Here is a 19,245-nt window from a genome sequence, read left to right as displayed (position 1 = left end):
AATCACCAAAGCTTTATTTGCCCCTAATGAATTAGCTGCTCCTGGAATAGCCAAGGTCAAGATAGCGTCCTTTCCTCCAGCATCTTTAATCGTTCCTCCATTCAACCCAAGAGAATTAGTTGCTACATAATCTAAGTCTGCGTTATTATCTCCAGCTTGAACTGTATAGCTAAAGGTTAGCGTGCTACTTCCAGTGCCCGAGGTATAATTTATCACCCTGTCTACTGATCCTGTCTCTAAAGTGAGTTGAAGAGAACCTGTTACCGTAACTGCTTCTGAAAAAGTAACCGTTACTGCAATTGCATCTCCTACTTTATAAGTGCCATTACCTGTAGATGAACTTACACTTGTAACTGTTGGTGCAACCGCGCTAGCTATTACAGTTGTAGTGTTGTCAGTATCTGTATCCGTTCCATCATTCACCACTACGGTAAAGGTGGTGGTTTCTGAAGTTGCAGTTCTATTGTCTGTTGGGTTAAATACCAATGCTCTTAAAGCCGTTTGCATAGCCGCAGGTGTACGACTAGTAATTGTATAAGGACCAGAACCTGAAGAAGCTCCTGTAATTATCCCCTTCGCATTGTTATCTAAAGTAATTGTTGCCGTTAGATTATCCCCATCAGCATCAGCCACTGTGATTGCAGAGAAAGGAGAAATGGTTGCGTTGTCATTTACGGTTTGGCCTGCTGAAGCTCCTCCAATGGTTGGGGCGGTGTTGGATACAGGAGTAGGAATCATGGTTGCTCCTACACCGCTAAAAGCACTATTAGCAATAACTGCAGTATATGGCCCAGCATTAAAGGTTTGGCCAGCAGTATAGTTGCCTGGCAAACTTTGAATAACAGTACCTGCGGGAATAGTTAATGTTTCTCCAGATGCAATTGTAGTAGAAGGGGCTAGAGAAAACGCGATCACTTCATCAGTAGTATGGATAAATGGACCATATGTTGCAGCGTAAGTACCCATTGATGTCGCACTTCCTGATTTCCCTCCAGAAGTGGTATAAGTAAGCCCAGTGGCACCCGCGAATCCGCCTGATGGAGCAGAATTATAAACATTTTTAATGATAACACTAAAAGCGTTCTGAACATTTGAGTAGTTTCCCGAAAACTGAAAAGTAGCCGGTTGGTTCAAAACCATTTTCAATCGAAAATTCCCTAAGTTTCCCGGTTCAACACTAAATGTAGCATCCAACTGCTGTGCAGAGAGTTGAAACTGTGTTATAATTAATAAGAAAAGAAGCGCTGATAGATTACGGAAGAATTGACAGAAACGAACTTTGAACATAGTCTAATTGCATTAAAAACTATCCAATCACCATGACTGGAAAGAGTAAATGCTAAGAACATAGGTTATAAGGGAAGAACACTACACCAAGGGCGGACAATAGGCGGACTACAAAACAAGACAAATAGCAGACTAAGCCAATTTTGAAAGGAAAACCAGCATTTCCTTAGCATCTTGAAACCCAAGTTTTTGTTTAAGTCTGTATTTTGCTCTGATTACGCTATCGCTTGATATATTCAATAAAGCAGCTATTTCTTTATTAGACAGATTAATTTTAAGGAGTGCCAGTAATCTCTGCTCGTTGGTAGACAGTTTGACTTGTTTATCGGTTTCAATCAATGAAAAAAATTGAGGGAAAACAGCCTCAAAATAGAGAACAAATGCTGTCCAATCTCTATCACCCCTTACCGCATTATGCATCTTTTCAATCAGGCTATTAATGTCTGGGGCATTACTCTGTTCTTCATCAATTTTGATTTCTAACTCTCCTGCTCTTTTTTCTAGGCTTTCATTCTTTGACAGCAACTCTTCAGTATAGTTAGCCAACCTTTCCTTTTCAGATTCATAGTCGAGTAACTTCAGGGTCATTTCTTGTTGAGCAATTAGTTGATCTTTTCCCTTTATTAAGAGCTTTGTTTTCAGCTTATTTCGATTCCACATTGCCCAAAAAGCCACCACCAGTAATATTACTGAAACAACTAAAATCACCTGTCTACTTTGTGATATCTTCAGGTTTTCTATTTCAAGTTGCTGTAATTCTATCTCTTTGTCACTTTTCATTTTCTCGAATTCAAATTCCTTTGTCATTCGTTCGTTATTCCTTTGATTTGTTTTAATCGAAATCGAATCTTTCAAAGCGACATGTAGCTTGTAGTACTTTAATGCATTATCATAATTTAAAAGGGACTCGTATGCTTTGGATAGCAAAGCATACATTTCACTCAAAAGTGCATCATCTAAAAATGTTTTCTTCTCAAGACCTCTGTTTAAATAAGTAATGGCTGATCTAAAATTAGAATCATCAATCATTAACTCACCTCTATTCTTTAAAACAACAGCCTGGCTACGTTGATTATTAAGTTCAGTCCATAACTGTTCTGCTCGGTCATAGTATTTGATTGCATTCGGCACATCCTTCAACTTGGCATAGGCATGCCCAATGTTCATCACTAAATTTGCCACTTGAGCCTTAGAGTCCAATGCCTCAAAAGTATCTAAGGCCTTTTGAAAATATTCCAAAGCACTGCCGTAATCCAATTTGGATGCACTGATAATACCTAAATTACCATTGATTTGACCTATCCTGATTTTTGAAACTTCTGGGTTATCCTCTGCTAAACTTCTTGCCTCTAGTAGAAATGTTTTTGCACTAGTGTAGTCTTCTAACATTTGCTTAACTGAAGCAATATTGATAAGGTTTGATACTTCTAAATCAACATTGTTGATTTTTCTAGCTGCATTGATTCCATCAAAAGAAAGCTCTATTGCTTTGTCATAATTATTCTCCCTTATGTTAATAGCCACTAGGCTTAAATTGGAATAAGCCAATCCATATTGAAAATCAATAGATTGTGAAATCTTCTTTGCTTGGTTTAGAACATCCTTTGCTTCTTGAAATGAAGACCTCAGATTAAAAATCACACCTTGATTGATCCAAGCCATTACTTTACCTTCTGAATAACCCACTTCATCTGACAACTGAATTGCCTGAGTTGATAAATCCATGGCTTCATCTGGGGTATTATACATCAAACCCCGTGTCAGATCATTTATCGCATCGATCTTTTCATTACCATCAAGTAACGGAATTTGCCTTCTAATACTATCAATTCTAGCCTGTTGTGAAAAAAGGTTTAGAGATAAAAATGAAAAGACTATTATCCAATATATAGTTGTTCTCGACATGATTTAAAGATCCCGAAATTAACGATAAGTCTATCGCAGTCAAAATAATTTGACAGAAGTAACAAATTCCATTTCCAGATCAAGATTAGAATAGTTGTAAGCTTTTTATTCTTAGAGAAAGCCCCACTGCTCGATTGAGCAATGGGGCCTGTTAATGTTTTATGGTGTTTACTGCCCTACAAAGAAAATAGAGTTGGTTATAATTAACTTACAGTTTCCTAATAAGTAAAATATCGGTCAAGCCATAATTGTGTACCTACGGGCAAGCCGTTTTTCAACACACCAACTTATACCCGTAACCACGAATATTCAGAATTTCTACGGTTTCATCTTCGCTTAGTTTTTTGCGGAGTTTGGTGATGAAAACGTCCATGCTTCTGGCATTGAAAAAGTCGTCATTGCCCCAAAGTTGAGTAAGAATCAAACTTCTATCGGTAACTGCATTTCGGTTTTCGCTCAAGTGAAAAAGCAATTGTGCCTCACGGTGGGTTAAGGTTTGTTCCTTCTCTCCTAAAACCAGTTTCTGTTTAGAAAGGTTGAAACGATATTTACCAATATTCACTTCCTCAGAAGATTCTCGTTTTCTCTTTCGGTCTAAAAGCGCATGAATCCGAACGATAAGTTCTTCCATACTAAAAGGCTTTTTCAAATAATCGTTTCCGCCCAAACCAAAACCCTCCACTACATCTTCGGTTCTAGATTTAGAGGTCAGAAAAATGACAGGGATTTTATCGTTTTCAGTCCTAATTTCTTTGACGAGCGTAAAGCCGTCCTTCTTAGGCATCATCACGTCTAGCACCAATAATTCTGGTTTTTCTGTGCGGTAAGTAATTAATGCTTGTTCCCCGTTGGTACAAAAAAGCACTTCAAAACCACGGGTTTCTAGGCTTTCCTTAATAATGGTGCCCAATGCCGTTTCATCTTCGGCCAGTAATATTTTGATTTTATCCGTCATGAAAAAGCCACTTCAAAGCTGGTCAGTTGAGATTTCAAAACTAAGTCTATCGACCCTCCATGTTTCTCAATAATCTTTCGGGTATAATAAAGGCCGATCCCAAAACCTTTCACATCGTGTTGATTACCGGTAGGTATTCTGTAAAATTTGTCAAACACCCTTTCCTTTTGGCTCCTCTCAATAAAACCGCCATTGTCTTGAACCGCCACTTGTACTCGTGTACCTAGCTTGGTCAAAATCACCTGTATTTCGTTTCCTCCATACTTTATGGCATTGTCTACCAAATTGGAGAGCGCGTTTTCAAGATGGAAAGGATCTGCTTCTATAATCACATCAGCAGCAGGCGCAACAAATGAAAGTAGTTTATCGCCCGATAGCATTTTATACTTTTCAACCATGGTAGAAAGTAGCTGTGTTAAATTCACAGGCTCTTTCCTCAAACTCAATTCATCACTGTCGAGCGTGGCTGTTTCCAGTAGTTTCTCCACCATCAGATTAAGTTTTTTCAACTGATCATTCGACATATCTAAATACTTGGCCGTTTTTTCAGGGTCGTTTTGTTTATTGAAATTTGCAATACCTTCAAGGGCTGAAGTAACCGTAGCTATTGGGGTTTTAAATTCGTGGGTAATGTTGCTGATCAAGTCGTTCTTAATTTCAGCCAACTGCTTTTGCTGATTGATGATTTTATAGAGGTACAAGAGCGAACCCACCACAGAAACCGAGATAAGTAGAGAAATCAGCAAATCCACCATACCTCTTTTCAGAATAATTAAAGAGGCATTATCGAAATACATTTTCAACTCCTTTTTGGGTAAATAGCTGGCTTTTGAAAGGGTGGAAAGCGAAAACTCATCATCGCTAAATTCCCTAGATCGTTCAACCACCTCGCTGTTTTGTAAAGAGGCAAAAGCGAAATCAATGTCTATTTTCTTTCGGCCCAATTCTTTCTGAACATACTTTGTCAGGTTTTCAAAGTCGATGGAGTCTTGCACCATCGAAATCATAATTTTGGTAGTAAAAGCTTCTAACTCATATAATTTGGTAGAAGGAATGGTGTCTTTGGTAATCGAAATGCTTTTAATGGCAGCTGGATTATTAAGTTTGGCAGTACCAAGTAAACGAACTCTTGAATCTCCTTTGCCCGTGCTCCGAATCGTTAGTCCACCAATTGAAGTGTCTGAGTTAAAGGCTGCATTGGTCGAAAACTCAAACCTTTTTAGAGAATCACTCTTCTTTCCTTCAATATTATGCTGAAAAAACGCTTTGATTTCACTGGTATCAAAAGCGCCACTGTCGTTTCTATCTAGAAACACAAAGTTCTTGGCCAAAGAAGAAAAATAGCCTTCAACTCCGTTGTCTAAAGCTACTTGCACATCGTTGATAAAGCGCTGCTTGTTCAGGTTATAATTCTGAACATTTCTATACACTTGAATGCCCACAGTAATAAATACCGTAAAGGAAATCAGATAGATAATAGCCTTGAACTTGCGTTTTTTCACGGTTCAAATATACGCATTCGTAATGCCTGAGCATCAAAGGTTAACACTCGTTAACACTGGTTAACTATCGGTTTAATTGAATTCAAGCTTTTTTGTATTCCATAAAACAGATCAAAAATGAAAAAGCTCAAAAAAACAATTATGCTCGTATTGGGCATTATAACAGCAGGAACGCTGACCCTAAATGCCCAGAATTTTCAAGGAATTGCTACATATCAGTCTGCTCGCAAAATGGGCGGGTTAAGTATTAAAGGAGATGGGATGTCGCCAGAAATGGAAAAGCAAATTCAGGAAAGCCTTAAAAAACAAATGCAAAAAGAATATGAATTGAAATTCAACTTAACTGAATCTACTTGGGCCGAAGTGGAAAGTCTTGAAGGGGCACCTGCGGCAGCCGCTGGGGGTGTAGTAATGAGAATATCTTCTAATTCGGGCACTAAGTATAAAAACACTGCCGACAATCTATTTTTAAACGAAACCGAAGTGTTTAGCAAACCTTTTTTAGTTGAGAGTGAGCTTAAAAACCGAGAATGGCAATTGACCAACGAAACCAAGAAAATTGGCAATTACACTGCCCAAAAAGCCATTTTTTCTGAAATAGTAGAGCGCACCGTTATTTCATTCAACAATGACGATAAAGAATCAACAGTAACCTCCGATACCATCAATATCGAGGCTTGGTTCACTCCTGAAATTCCAGTATCACAAGGACCCGATGATTTTTGGGGTCTACCGGGTTTAATCATGGAAATTACTGACGGCAAAATCACTTACCTCTGCACCAAAGTAATTCTGAATCCAGAAGAAGGTGTGAAAATCAAGAAGCCATCGAAAGGTAAAAAAGTTACTCCTGAAGAATTAAAGGTTATTCGAGACGAAAAAACCAAAGAGATGATGGAAAAGTATAGCCAAGGTAGCAACGGAGATGGTAAGAGCTTTACCATAAAAATAGGCGGCAACTAATTTTTCGAACCCAAAGGTCAAAAACTCACAACATGAAAAGAATAGGCTTTATTTTTCTGCTCGCATTTCTATGTGGAGCAATACAACAAGCAAATGCCCAACAAAAAGTAGTTTACCTTGGCGAGGTAAGAGATTCATTAGGCTTGCCTCTTGAATATGCCAATGTAATGGCCATGGACACCACTAAAAAAACGATTGCTTCGTTTGGAGTCACTAATAAACAAGGCCAGTTTAGATTACTGCTAGAAGACCAAAAGGTCTATCAGCTCAAAGTCAGTTTTATTGGCTTCGTTCCTTTCGAAAAGTATTTCACTGCCAAAGACACCCAAGCTCTACCCGTTTCAATTCAGTTGAATAATGACGAAAGAAATTTGGGTGCTGTAGAAGTGGTTTCTGAAATGCCCATTCTCATTCAAGGCGATACCATTACTTATAAAACCGATGTATTTACCCAAGGCAACGAGCGCAAGCTAGAAGACGTGCTCAAAGATTTACCTGGTTTTGAAGTAGATGAAGATGGACAAGTCAAGGTACAAGGTAAAAAAGTGGACAAGCTATTGGTTGATGGCAAAGAATTCTTTGAGGGTGACACCAAGTTGGCCACGAAAAACCTACCTGCTAAAGCAGTAGACAAAGTTCAGGTATTGCAGAATTTCAATGACGTTGGCCCTTTAAGCGGGGTGAATAACAGTGAACAATTGGCATTGAATATTCAACTCAAAGAAGACATGAAGAACATGGTTTTTGGCGATTTGGAACTTGCTGGCGGCCCTGAAGAAAGGTATAAAGCGCACGCCAACGTTTTCTATTATGATAAGAAAACCAACATCAACTTTATTGGTGATGCCAACAATGTAGGCGATTTGGCCTTTAGCATGGGTGATTACTTTAGGTTTAGCGGTGGCTTAGCGAGTTTAGCAAGCCGATCAGGTTCAAACTTCCGCGTAAGCTCCGACCAGTTGGGTATTCCAATGGCAGAAAGAAACAGCGCAAAGGAATTGAATAACCAACTGGGTGCACTCAATTTCAATTACACGCCTAGCAGCAAAATCAGATTTTCAGGTTTTGCCATTGGCTCTAAAGTAGACAACACTTTGGGTTCAATATCGGAACGCCAGTATGTTTTACAATCAGGAGAAACAGAAACACTAACCACTGAATCGAATGTGCAGAGTACTTCGGGTTTGTTCAAATTGGGCATTACCTATTCGCCAAACACAAGTTTGCAATTGGATTATAATGTGTTCTCTCGACTTTCTAATATTGAAAATTCAGACCTTCAAAATTCGCTTTTCAATAATACATCGAATGATATTAACAGCTTAAGCACTCAACAGCCATTTTCTATTGAACAGCAACTGAGGGCATTCTATGCCCCAGATGAAAAGAACGTTTTTTCGGCCGAAGTCACCTATAAAAATCAAGAACAAGACCCAACATACGACTTGTCGACAACGCAAAGGCCTTTTGCGGCAATCATTCCTATGACGGGCAACAGCCCTTACAACCTGCTTCAATTCAAAAATATAGGTACCGAGCAAGCCGAAGCCGCCATTAACTATTATAGAATTCTGAACAACACCAACCATATCAATTTCAAACTTGGGGTGAACCAAACGAGTCAGGATTTAAGCTCCAGTATTATGGAAAGGCTCGACATCGGGACTACGAATGAGTTCAACGATCCGGACTTAAATAACTTGGTTGATTATAGTTTCAGTGATTATTATTTCGGGCTTTACTACAAAGTGAAGTTTGGAAAGTTGGTATTGAACCCAGGGCTTAACCTACATCAATATTCCATCGAAAATCAGCAAAACGGCATCACCGAAGGTTTCGATAAAACACTTTTACTTCCTTCGTTAAATGCGAAATACAATTTCAGAAATTCACATTCACTGAATCTGAATTATGGAATGTCAGCCAGTTTTACAGATATTCAAAACGCTGCGCAAGGCATAATTGTAAGGGGTTATAACTCGTTATTTGCTGGAAACCCAGTGTTAGACAATAGTTGGTATCATAATATAAACCTCAACTATTTCAATTTCAACATGTATAATTTCCTTAACGTTTCGGGCGGAGTAAACTACCAAAAACGCTATGACGACATCACCAACATTATAGATTTCAGCGGATTGGAAAGGGTAAATACACCTACTAACATTGATTTTGCCAATGAAAGCATGTCGGGGAATGCCAGTATCGACAAAAGGTTCGACCATTACAGGGTTAGTCTTTCCGGAAACTGGTCGCGGTCGGTAACGAATAACCGCATTAGCGATCTGACCAATGAAAATGTAAGCTTTCAACAAGGCTATAAAGCGGGGCTTTCTACCACGGTTTTAAAAGCTTTAGAGTTCAATTTTGGTTATGAAGTTTCATTCAATAATTACACTGCCAGCAGCACTAGCAGTAAGTTCGAAAATCACAAACCTACGGCTCGTTTGTACATCAATTTCTTAAAAGATTTCCGTTTCGATACCGACTATGAGTATAACACTTATAAAAACACTTCTAACGGAACAAAAAGCACTTACGACCTGCTAAATGCCAAATTGAGTTACAGAAAAGAAGGCAGCAAATGGGAGTTTAAAACCACCGCCATGAACCTGCTGAACACCACGGGAATTAGAAGAGATTCATTTTCGGAAAGCTTAATCAGCACTTACGAGTACTTTATTCAAAAGCGATATTTCTTATTTTCAGTGAATTACGACTTATAACAAAATACATTATATTAAATTCTATTCTGTGCCGCTCGGTTTTGAGCGGCATTTTTTATGCCTTTCTCATAACAGCATTATTATCAAAATCTTATCGTGTTTAACAGTCTTGCAGTTTTATCCCCCGCCACAATGTTATCCGATCAATAATTTCTGCTATTTTTATGGCTGAGATTTTTTAATCCATACAGTCATGAAGCGTCTTCTTGTTATTGTAATACTCATAGGTGTAGTTGCCTATATCGCAGTTCAGTATCTAAAAGATCGTAGATTCAATCCGCCATCGGCTTACGATTATGAACTAAGCCAAAATATCGATACCGATTTTTACGATCGCGCTGTGCTTAAAGAATACTATAAAACTGCTTTAGAAGTGGGTTCTTACGCCCGTTCATTGTGGAGAAACGATCAAATAGATGTTCGATTTATCAACAACGAAGATTTTGAATCTACCAGAGCAACAGAAGTGTATAATGAAATGATTGCCACAGCCAAAATGCTCGAAACTAAACTTGAGCTGTCTGCCGAACTAAAATCTAAAGGTTATAATGACTACGAAGTCCGAATGTATTTTGAACAAGGCTTGACTCGAGAAGACATTAACTTTGAAAGAAATTACCATTTACTCGATCTAAAAATCGGAGCAAAAGGTGCGGCCGTTTGGGAACTTCAAAAGTTATTAAACACCGATTCAGACAGCATTCCTCAAGACGGAATATTTAACCTAATTACTGCCAATAGGCTTAAGACTTTTCAACAAAACAATGGTCTTTTCCCTTCGGGCGAAGTAGACGAAAAAACACTTAAAGCTTTAATTAAATAAATCATGGCTAAGGAAAAAGAAGAAGAAAAGAAACAACCTGTTTCTTCAGGCGACCCAAAAATTGACGCGGTTAAACAATTGATTTTTGGTGAAAGCATGCAGCAGTACGATGCTGAGTTCAACGAAATCAAAGCGTTAATCAAGCGTACGCGCAACGAAATTGAAAGCGAATTAAATGACACCCGCGATCAGCTCAACAACATCATCAACGAGCTAAGAACCGACATGAATAAGAAGGTTACTCAGCTTAGGTCTGATATGGATGAAGCTGTTACCGACCTTGACAATAGAAAAGTAAACAGAAAGCTACTCGGTGCCCTATTGCAAGAAATGGGTAAACAAATCGCTGAATAAGTAACCATTCATGAGCAAAGGCTTGGCTTTTGATAAACTTAGAGAAATCCTTCTGGAGAAAGACTGGGAGGAAAGGGAAGAGTTTGCCCAAAAGCTAAGCGACCTCGATGATCAGTTAAACTCTAGAAACAGGCTGGAAGAAAAAATTCAGCCTATTTTGGACGATGAACGCGAAAGCCTAAGACATCGTTTTCCAGATCTTTTCGGCCCTCAAATTACCGAAACCATTAGCAAACAGATTCGCGAATCGCAAGATGAAGTGGTAGAAGCACTCTATCCTATTTTGGGTAGAATGATCAAAAAATACATTACCAGCGAAATAGAAAAGCTTTCTGAAAAAGTAGATGAGCAAATGAAGCTTGCTTTTTCTTGGGAGGCTTGGAAAATTCGAATCAAAGCTTGGTTTACCGGCACGCCTCAAAAAAACATGATTATTTCTAAGCTCATTGAGCCTAAAATTGAGGAAATATTTATTGTTGAAAAGCAATCCGGCATGCTTATGGGGAGCTTCTCTAAAAACCATTCGGTAGATCAAGACATGATTGCGGCAATGCTCACTGCCATTAAAGCCTTTGTAGAAGATGCTTTCAAAGGCGAAACTCAGGAGCTGGACAGCATTGATTACGACAACTATAAAATCGTAATAAAGAACTTCAAATCATTCTTTATTGCTGTGGTTACTTCGGGCGGAATGAGCATGGCTTTCCGTGACAAACTGGACGACACATTGCTAGATTTTGCCGAAAAAGTACTTAGAAAGGCCAAAGATGCCGATGAAGAAGTAAAGCAAGAAAGAATAACCTCTGGTCTTGAGCAATACTTTGATAACTTTGACAAGAATGAATAAAAAGGTAATTCTTGTTGGCCATTTTGGAGTAGGGAAAACCTCTGTAGTACAACAATTCGTATACAGTAAATTTTCCGAAAAATACCTCACTACTATTGGAGTAAAAATAGATAAGAAACTAGTTAAGTTCGATGGATATCAAATGACCCTACTCATTTGGGACATTGCCGGTGAAACCGAGCAGAACAGCGTATCAAAAAGCTATAAGCTGGGCTCACATGGTATTATCTATGTTTTTGACCTCACACGCCCTTCTACCTACGAAAACCTCGAAGGGCAGATAGAATATTTAAAAACGCTATTACCCAATGCTCCCATTCAAATTTTAGGAAACAAAAAAGACTTGATTTCTGAAGAAGAGTTTAACAGTGTTAAAGAAAGCATCACGCTTCCCTTTAAAGCCACAAGTGCCAAAACAGGGGAACATGTTGAAGAAGCATTTATCGACCTCGCTAAAGCAATGCTGTAAATGAATAAGCTCGATAAAGTCAAACTTCAGCAAGTAGCATCAAAAATTCAGGTAATAATTTTTGATGAGGCTGGAAAAATACTCGAGAGCTGCGACACATTGCTAAAAACTAATAGTAGTGAACCTATTTTCAACCAGTTCATTTTTCTACAAAGCCTACAAGAAGTGTTCGTAACTATGGCTCGTGGTGAAAGCCATGAATTTCCTGAAGTAGAATGGGAAGAACAGCGACAAGGTTTATTGAGCCTAACTTTTGAGAAGCTAGAAAACGGACAAATTCAGTTAGTTATACTTGACAAAACGAGTGATTATCCGCGAATTCTTTTAAATCAGCAAAGCAGAAACAATAGCGTTATTAATGAAGAAGTAGCACTACTTCAGAATAAAGTGGCTGAAATGGAAAACCAGCTTCTTGGGTATCAAAACGAGGAGTTGAAGAGAATTCAAGTTTTTAAAAATCAATTTTTTGCCAACGTAAGCCACGAGGTAAGAACTCCATTAAATAGCATTGCAGGTTTAGTCAGCCTTATTCAAGACGACAAATCAAAACTGAACGATTATTTACCATCGCTAAAGGCTACTTCTGACCACCTTAACTCCATCATCAACGATATTTTAGATATTTCTAAAATTGAAGCCCGCAAGCTTCGTTTTGAGCAAATAGATTTTAACCTAACAGAATGCATTAACAACATTATTGCTGGTTTTGAATTTGAAGCAGAAAGAAAAAACACCCAAGTAAAGCTCAACATTCCTAATGAGCCTATTCTTCTCAAAAGTGACCCAACGCGCTTAAGTCAAGTATTATATAACCTGATAGGGAATGCTCTAAAATTTACTTCAGAAGGTAAAGTAACGCTTACAGTAAAGCCAACTGCACTGAAAAACAATCAAGTCAATATTCATTTTGAATTGACCGACACGGGAATTGGAATGACTCCAGAGCAAGTTAAAAGTGTTTTGGAACCTTATTCTCAAGCCGACCAAAGCACCTCCAGAATTTTTGGAGGAACTGGCTTAGGCCTAAACATTGCTTTAAAGCTTATTGAAGCTTTTGGGGGAAACCTCAATATTATTAGTAAGCCACAAAAAGGCACCACCATGAGCTTCGACCTTGCTTTTGATAAAGGACAAGCCAAGAAAGAAAAAAAGAAGCAACCAGATTCGAAACCAACCCCCTCTCTTGCCGAATTTAAAATTCTTTTTGGGGAAGACGACCCCGTAAGTCGTGCGGTAATTGCTGCATTTTTAGAGTCGCGAAAAGCGCAACTCACGGTAGTAGCTTCTGGCGAAGAGCTGATTTCAAATTTAACTGATAACACTTTCGATATTGTTATTTCCGATATCCAACTCAAGGGCATGAGTGGCATTAAAGTAATAGAGCAGAGAAGAAGCGTAAACGATTTTGTGCCCTTCATTTTTGTAAGCGGAAGCGAAGTTGAAGAATTCAGTTCCTTAGAACTTTTCAGCAATTGGCAGTTATTGCAAAAACCCGTGGATCTGCCTTTTCTAGAAGAGAGCATTCTTCAAGTTCTATCCTTGAAAAACAAGTTCAAAGTCGACTTGAGTATACTTAAACGCACGGTTCAGGAAGACGAAAGCTTTTTGAAAGAGATGATTGAGGTGGTTCTCTTAAACCTCCCAATGGAACTGAATATACTGAAAGAAAAAACAGCCAGAAAAGACTGGATCGAAGTAAGAAAAGTTTTGCATAAAATACGCCCTAGTATAGACTATTTAGGAATTCCCTTTCTAAGCGAAGCCCGTAAGTCTATACATCATCAGGTAGAAACAGGTAAAGTAAACGAATCCACAAAGCAGCAAATCAAAGAATTTACAACAGGTACCGCCTTCGCATTAAATGACTTGAAAACATACATTTAGCCTTATTCATACCTTAAGGTTTCCGATGGGTTTTTTCGCGAGGTAAACCATACAATAATACTGACAATGCTCAGTGTCAAAAGAACTGCCACAATCACAGAAATCACCATGGAGAAGAAGCTGACAGGAGCTTGATAAGCAAAGTTTTCTGTCCACTTATTGATGACCCAATATGAGATAGGGGCAGAAATTATGCCTGCCAGAACAATGATTTTTAGGGTATCAGAAAAAATGATTTGTATAATTTGGCGCGTCATGGCCCCAAGTACTTTTCGTATACCGATCTCTTTTCTACGTTGACTCACATTAAAAGCAGAAAGTCCTGAAAGCCCTATTAAAGAGATGAAGATACAGAGTATTGACATGGAAGTGATCAAGGTGTTTTGATTCTTGTCCGCTTCATATTGATCACGTAAACTTTGGTTTAAGAAAGAGTAATTGAGCGGATAATTTGGGATAGTTTTCTCCCAAGTACTTTTTATGCTCGCTATTAAGTTCTCCTCATTTCCTGGTCTGAACCTTACAATCAAGTAGCTACCGGGCTGGTTATTAAAAACAATCACTAAAGGTTCAATAGGGTTGTGCAGTGAGAAAAAATTGAAATCACCTACCACTCCAATTACCCTCCCAAACTCTTCTTGATGAAAAAAGCCCATCTTTTTATCAATTGCGTTCTCCCAGCCAAGCATTCTTGCCGCGGTTTCATTAACCACAAAATAGGCATTGCCTCTGGTCTCATCCCCTCGGTAGAATGTGCCTTCCTTTAATGTCATCCCAAAGGTCTCCAAGTAATTTGCATCGCCCTGCAATGTTTTGAATTCCTGCTGCTGCATTTCTCCGTCTTTTTCAACCATAAAAACAGTTTGACCGACATCAGTACCGGGTAAAAAATTGGAAGAACTTACTGCTTCTATTTGTGGGTTTTGCTCAAACACCTCTTTTAATACCTTAAACTTGGTTCTTGCTAAACTATCCTGGCTGTTGATAACAAGAATTTGGTCTTTATCATAACCTAATTCCTTGTCTTGTAAGAAGTTCAGTTGGTCTTTCATAAGCAAAGTCCCTGTTAAAACGCCAATTGAAATTACAAACTGAAAAAGCACTAGGCCCCTTCTAATCCAACTACCGCTTCTGTCTGCAACCCAATTCCCCTTTAGGGCTTTAACAGGTTTTATTTTGGCTAAATATAATGCTGGATACAGCCCTGAAATCAAACCAGTGCAGATTACCAAGACCAGAAGTAGGCCAATCAAATCAGGGTGCGCAAACAAGTTGAATGAAAAATTCACGTTCAACAATGACTGAAAACCCGAATATTCGATAAGCAACCAAGCCATAGTTACACTCAAGATTAAGGCCACAGAAACCTGAACAAGAGACTCGAAAAGAAGTGCCATTCTAAGGCTTATGGAATCCGAGCCTAATACTTTTCTAATCCCAATTTCTCTAGCACGAAGGCCAGCGCGAGCCGTTGACAAATTCATGTAGTTAATGCAAGCCAAAAAGAGAATCGAAAACCCAATGATGCTAAAGACAATAAGGTTATTTGGGTTTCCCTTCGCAAAATCATCTTCAATTTTATCCTTATCGTAATGGATCTCAGCTAATTTTTGAATACGCAAATGATGCTCTCCATTAATTTTATTACCGAATGGCATGAAGTACTTCTCATTAAACGCCTTGAACTTCTCCAGAAACCGAGCTTTGTCAAAGCCTGGCTTCATCAATATATAATTCGCACAACTCGGATTCCATAACGCCTCAGAATTAAATACACCATCCTGAAAAGCAAATTCCCTTTGTGCAATTCCAGAGATAAGTACTTGAAATTTAAAATGAGTGTTTTCAGGTTGATTCTCGAACACTCCAGTAATTTTCAGATTGTTTCCGTCAATTTCAATGATTTGATTTATTGCCGAATCATTACCAAAAAGTCTTTCTTTAATATTCTCCGAAATAATTACAGAATGAGGCTCTGATAGTGCAGATTCCAAATTTCCCTCTATAAAATTCAAGGTGAAAACTTTAGTAACATCGGAATCCGTATAGAAAATATCTCGCTCTCTAAAGGTTTCATTTTTTAAGGTAACCTCTCTTCTGTTTGCCGGACTAAACCTAGCATAGGTTTCAATTTCCGGAAATTCTTCTGCCAACATTGGAGATAACTCTGGGGCCGAAAATGCAGTATTGAACTCTACTCCAGGCGCCTTAATGAGGTGACTAAAGCGATAAACCCGATCTCCATTTTCATGGTATTTATCATAAGAAAGCTCATTCTTCAAATAAAGCATTAACCAAATCGAGGCTGTTAGCCCGAGAGTAAGTCCTAGAAGGTTAAGAAGCGTGAAGAACTTATTTCTCCATAAGAAACGAAGGGTAAATTTTAAGTTAATGAAGTTCATTGTTTGTTGTTTGTTGTTTTGACCTATCGAATAAATCTACAACTAAATAATAAGTTGAAAAACATTTGGGCTGATTATTCTCCCGCCATTCCCAATCAGCAATTGATAATTAACAAATCATAAAAAATTCGGTTGGGTATTCTAAATGTCTACGATCCTAAAAACATTGATTAGAGCCCGTGAACGCATAAATGAAGGGGTGAATTGGTTCAAAGAAGCAGGTTACCTCTCAAATAGGATATGAACCAACCAGTTAATTAACGTTAAATTAATTTAAGAAACACAACCTTTCTCTTAAAAAAACGATCTTTGTATTAGAAATCAATGAGAAGTAGTAACCCTCAGGTTTCAAAGAATTCGATCACAAACGTGTGATCATCTTCATTAAGTTAGTAGTTTATTTGTTTAAAACCCGAGGAGTAGTTAACCTCGGGTTTTTTTATGCTCTATTCGGAAGGCTCTTTTTGGTACATGCCCTCCTCCATTATTCAATAACCACATAACATGCTAAATTCGAATAGTTAAAAATCATATGTAAACATCTGGTGACAATCATCTGTTTTAAAAACATGTTATTTGTGAAAAGTCAAATTGCACACACAAGCTTAATTTCATTTTGTAAATTGGTCGCATGAATAAAGCCTCTTTTACCATTTTCGTAGTTGAAGATGATGAATGGTACCGAAAACTTCTGGTGTATACCCTTGAGTTAAACCCAGACTACCGCGTAGTAGCTTTTGAAGACGGAAAATCTTTATTGGACGCTCTTAAAGAAAAGCCACAGGTAATAACTCTGGATTATCGCCTGCCAGATACCAATGGAGAAGATCTTTTGAAAAAGATAAAGGAGATCGCTCCTGAAATCAAGGTAATCATCATTTCCGAGCAAAGCGAAATAGATACTGCCGTAGAGCTGCTTAAAAATGGCGCTTACGATTACATTACCAAAACCAAAGACATAAAGGATAGGCTACACAATGTAATTAAACACATTCGTGAGCATTCTTCCTTACAAGAAAGAATAGAGACCCTTCAATCAGAAGTTGAGAAGAAATACGATTTCCAGAACTCAATTATTGGGCAAAGTGAACCTCTGAAAAAGGTCTTTGGGCTAATTAAAAAAGCTACAATCACCAATATCTCTGTAATCATTAATGGCGAAACTGGTACTGGTAAAGAACTTGTAGCCAAGGCCGTTCATTATAATTCGGAAAAGAAAGAAAGCCCATTTGTAGCCGTAAACATGAGTGCTATTCCGAAAGAACTAGCAGAAAGCGAACTCTTTGGTCATGAAAAAGGAGCATTCACGGGGGCAGCCAATCGACATATTGGAAAGTTTGAGCAGGCCAATGGCGGAACGCTCTTTTTGGATGAAATGGGTGAAATGGACAAAACTCTTCAGGCCAAAATACTAAGGGCACTTCAAGAAAAAGAAATTACCCGAGTGGGAGGAAAAGAGGTGGTTAAAATCAATTGTAGGATTGTAGCCGCTACCCACCGCGATTTACTGGAAGAAGTTAAGGCTGGCAATTTTAGAGAAGATTTATATTATCGCCTTTTCGGACTCACCATCCACCTTCCTCCTTTGCGCGAACGCGGAAAAGACATCATTGTTCTGGCCAAACACTTTATTGATGAATTTTGTAAAGAGAATGGTTTGAGTAAGAAAATCTTATCGTCAGACGCTTCTAAAAAACTGTTGGGTTATGGTTACCCAGGAAATATCAGAGAACTAAAATCTGTGGTGGAACTTGCAGTGGTAATGTCTGAAGGCGAAACCATCCAACCTGATGACATCACCTTCGGCACTAAAGATGTAATTGCTGAAATGTCGGGTGAAGAAATGAGTTTAAAAGAATACAACCAGCGCATCATTCAGTTGTATTTGAAGAACTACGATAATGACATCAAGCTGGTAGCCCAAAAATTAGATATCGGTCAGTCCACCATTTACCGAATGCTCAAAGAAATCGAAGAAAAGAATTAGCCAAAAACGCTTCAAACTTTATTCATTTTGACAAAAACGCTCTCAAAAGTAGAGCGTTTTTTATTTTAATCCACCACATCATACTGATTTACAATTACTTATAACTAATTCTCATCGTGGCTTTGTTTTGGCATAATACCAAGCACAAGAGAAAAATTAGTATTAACACATATAAATCAGTAGCCATGAAAATTCAAAATTCAAAAACAAGCAAAGCGCTTTTAGTGCTAGCAGCGTTCGCCACTGTAGGTCTGGCGTCTTGCAGTAATGGTGAAAAACAAAAAGTAATCGAAGAACAAACCGTTTCTATTCAAGAAATGAAAAGCGAGATTGCTTCTAGGGATTCCGCCTTTAACGAAGTATTAAATATGCTTAGTCAGGTAGAAGATCAGGTAGCAACGATTGTTGAAAAGGAAAACCTAATTGCTAACGCCCAAACAGGAGACAATGCCGATAACAAAGACAAGCTTCTAAAAGAACTTACTTTGATCGATAATTTGGTAGCGCAGTCGAACGAAACGATAGAAAACCTAAAAGGAAAGTTGAGAAACACCGATTTGAAGTTATCTGGGTTTCAAAAACGAATCAATCAGTTGACTGAGGATTTGGAACAACGAAGCGTTATGATTGCCGACTTACGAAGCGAAGTGCTTAGAAAAGATGAGCAAATCAATATGATTGCAAGCAGATATGACTCCATTCAAGTGATATCAACAAGTCAGGTAAGAGAAATCAATACTAAAGATCAAGAAATCGAATTACTAACATCTGTAAATGACGATTTGAATACTGTTCACTATGCTGTGGGTAGCTTCAAAGACCTTAAAGAAAGAGGTTTAGTTTCTAGAGAAGGTGGTTTTTTATGGTTCGGAAGAACAATTGATTTAAACGAATCTGCCTTAGGCGATGAGTATATTGAAACTGATATTCGTGAGTTTTCTAAACTCCCAATAGAAGCAGATAAAATTGAATTGGTTACCGAACACCCTGCCGATTCTTATGTAATCGTACAAGACGAAAACGAATCAAACATTAAGTACTTAGAAATTACTGACCCTAAGAAATTCTGGCAAGTATCTAAATACTTAGTGATTTCAACAAAAAGCTAATGCCCCTCCTCAACTGAGCAATAGCCAGCAAG

General features: G+C 38.2%; 14 protein-coding genes. 9 read left to right on the top strand and 5 right to left on the bottom strand.

Features of this window, described 5'->3' with window-relative positions; all coding sequences use genetic code 11:
• The 4 genes from MB14_RS19070 to MB14_RS04065 form a co-directional block, all read right to left on the bottom strand.
• Positions 1-1,287 (bottom strand): autotransporter outer membrane beta-barrel domain-containing protein (locus tag MB14_RS19070; protein WP_221405454.1); only part of this gene is annotated, 1,287 nt, incomplete at its 3' end.
• A gap of 132 nt (positions 1,288-1,419) precedes the next feature.
• The gene (locus tag MB14_RS04075) at positions 1,420-3,192 is read right to left on the bottom strand and encodes a tetratricopeptide repeat protein (RefSeq protein WP_062589001.1); all 1,773 of its coding nucleotides are present in this window, start codon (positions 3,190-3,192) and stop codon (positions 1,420-1,422) included.
• A gap of 274 nt (positions 3,193-3,466) precedes the next feature.
• The gene (locus MB14_RS04070; protein ID WP_062588999.1) at positions 3,467-4,147 is read right to left on the bottom strand and encodes a response regulator transcription factor; all 681 of its coding nucleotides are present in this window, start codon (positions 4,145-4,147) and stop codon (positions 3,467-3,469) included.
• Complete coding sequence (locus tag MB14_RS04065; RefSeq protein WP_062588997.1) at positions 4,144-5,649, bottom strand: sensor histidine kinase; 1,506 nt, start codon at positions 5,647-5,649, stop codon at positions 4,144-4,146. The genes MB14_RS04070 and MB14_RS04065 overlap by 4 nt, the downstream gene beginning before the upstream one ends.
• A gap of 117 nt (positions 5,650-5,766) precedes the next feature.
• Between MB14_RS04065 and MB14_RS04060 the strand changes: the two genes are divergently transcribed.
• The 7 genes from MB14_RS04060 (at position 5,767) to MB14_RS04030 (ending at position 13,715) form a co-directional block, all read left to right on the top strand.
• A complete protein-coding gene (locus MB14_RS04060) occupies positions 5,767-6,612 on the top strand; it encodes a GLPGLI family protein (protein ID WP_062588995.1) in 846 nt (281 codons plus the stop codon).
• 32 nt (positions 6,613-6,644) lie between these two features.
• Entirely contained in the window at positions 6,645-9,338 is a 2,694-nt protein-coding gene (locus MB14_RS04055) for a carboxypeptidase-like regulatory domain-containing protein (protein WP_062588992.1), read from the top strand.
• 193 nt (positions 9,339-9,531) lie between these two features.
• The gene (locus MB14_RS04050; protein ID WP_062588990.1) at positions 9,532-10,161 is read left to right on the top strand and encodes a peptidoglycan-binding domain-containing protein; all 630 of its coding nucleotides are present in this window, start codon (positions 9,532-9,534) and stop codon (positions 10,159-10,161) included.
• A gap of 3 nt (positions 10,162-10,164) precedes the next feature.
• On the top strand, positions 10,165-10,515 hold the full coding sequence (locus MB14_RS04045) for a hypothetical protein (RefSeq protein WP_062588988.1): 351 nt from the start codon (positions 10,165-10,167) through the stop codon (positions 10,513-10,515).
• Positions 10,516-10,525: 10 nt separating this feature from the next.
• A complete protein-coding gene (locus tag MB14_RS04040; protein ID WP_062588985.1) occupies positions 10,526-11,362 on the top strand; it encodes a hypothetical protein in 837 nt (278 codons plus the stop codon).
• Positions 11,355-11,831, top strand: coding sequence for a Rab family GTPase (locus tag MB14_RS04035; RefSeq protein WP_062588983.1), 477 nt, complete (start codon positions 11,355-11,357; stop codon positions 11,829-11,831). Before MB14_RS04040 ends, MB14_RS04035 begins: the two co-directional genes overlap by 8 nt.
• On the top strand, positions 11,832-13,715 hold the full coding sequence (locus MB14_RS04030) for a hybrid sensor histidine kinase/response regulator (RefSeq protein WP_062588981.1): 1,884 nt from the start codon (positions 11,832-11,834) through the stop codon (positions 13,713-13,715).
• A 2-nt stretch (positions 13,716-13,717) separates the two neighbouring features.
• Here MB14_RS04030 and MB14_RS04025 read toward each other — a convergent pair whose 3' ends face one another.
• Positions 13,718-16,117 carry an ABC transporter permease gene (locus MB14_RS04025; RefSeq protein WP_062588980.1) on the bottom strand — a complete coding sequence of 800 codons (2,400 nt, stop codon included), beginning with the start codon at positions 16,115-16,117 and terminating at the stop codon, positions 13,718-13,720.
• A 631-nt stretch (positions 16,118-16,748) separates the two neighbouring features.
• Here MB14_RS04025 and MB14_RS04020 point away from each other — a divergent pair.
• Complete coding sequence (locus MB14_RS04020; RefSeq protein ID WP_062588978.1) at positions 16,749-18,104, top strand: sigma-54-dependent transcriptional regulator; 1,356 nt, start codon at positions 16,749-16,751, stop codon at positions 18,102-18,104.
• Between the two features lie 185 nt (positions 18,105-18,289).
• Complete coding sequence (locus tag MB14_RS04015; protein ID WP_132644066.1) at positions 18,290-19,213, top strand: Cbp1 family collagen-binding glycoprotein adhesin; 924 nt, start codon at positions 18,290-18,292, stop codon at positions 19,211-19,213.
• Positions 19,214-19,245: the final 32 nt, after the last annotated feature.

The sequence above is a fragment of the Roseivirga ehrenbergii genome (assembly GCF_001593005.1).
In the GTDB taxonomy this organism is placed as follows: domain Bacteria; phylum Bacteroidota; class Bacteroidia; order Cytophagales; family Cyclobacteriaceae; genus Roseivirga; species Roseivirga ehrenbergii.
The sequence above is the reverse complement of the archived record's forward strand: the minus strand, read 5'-3'. Positions and strand labels throughout refer to the sequence as shown.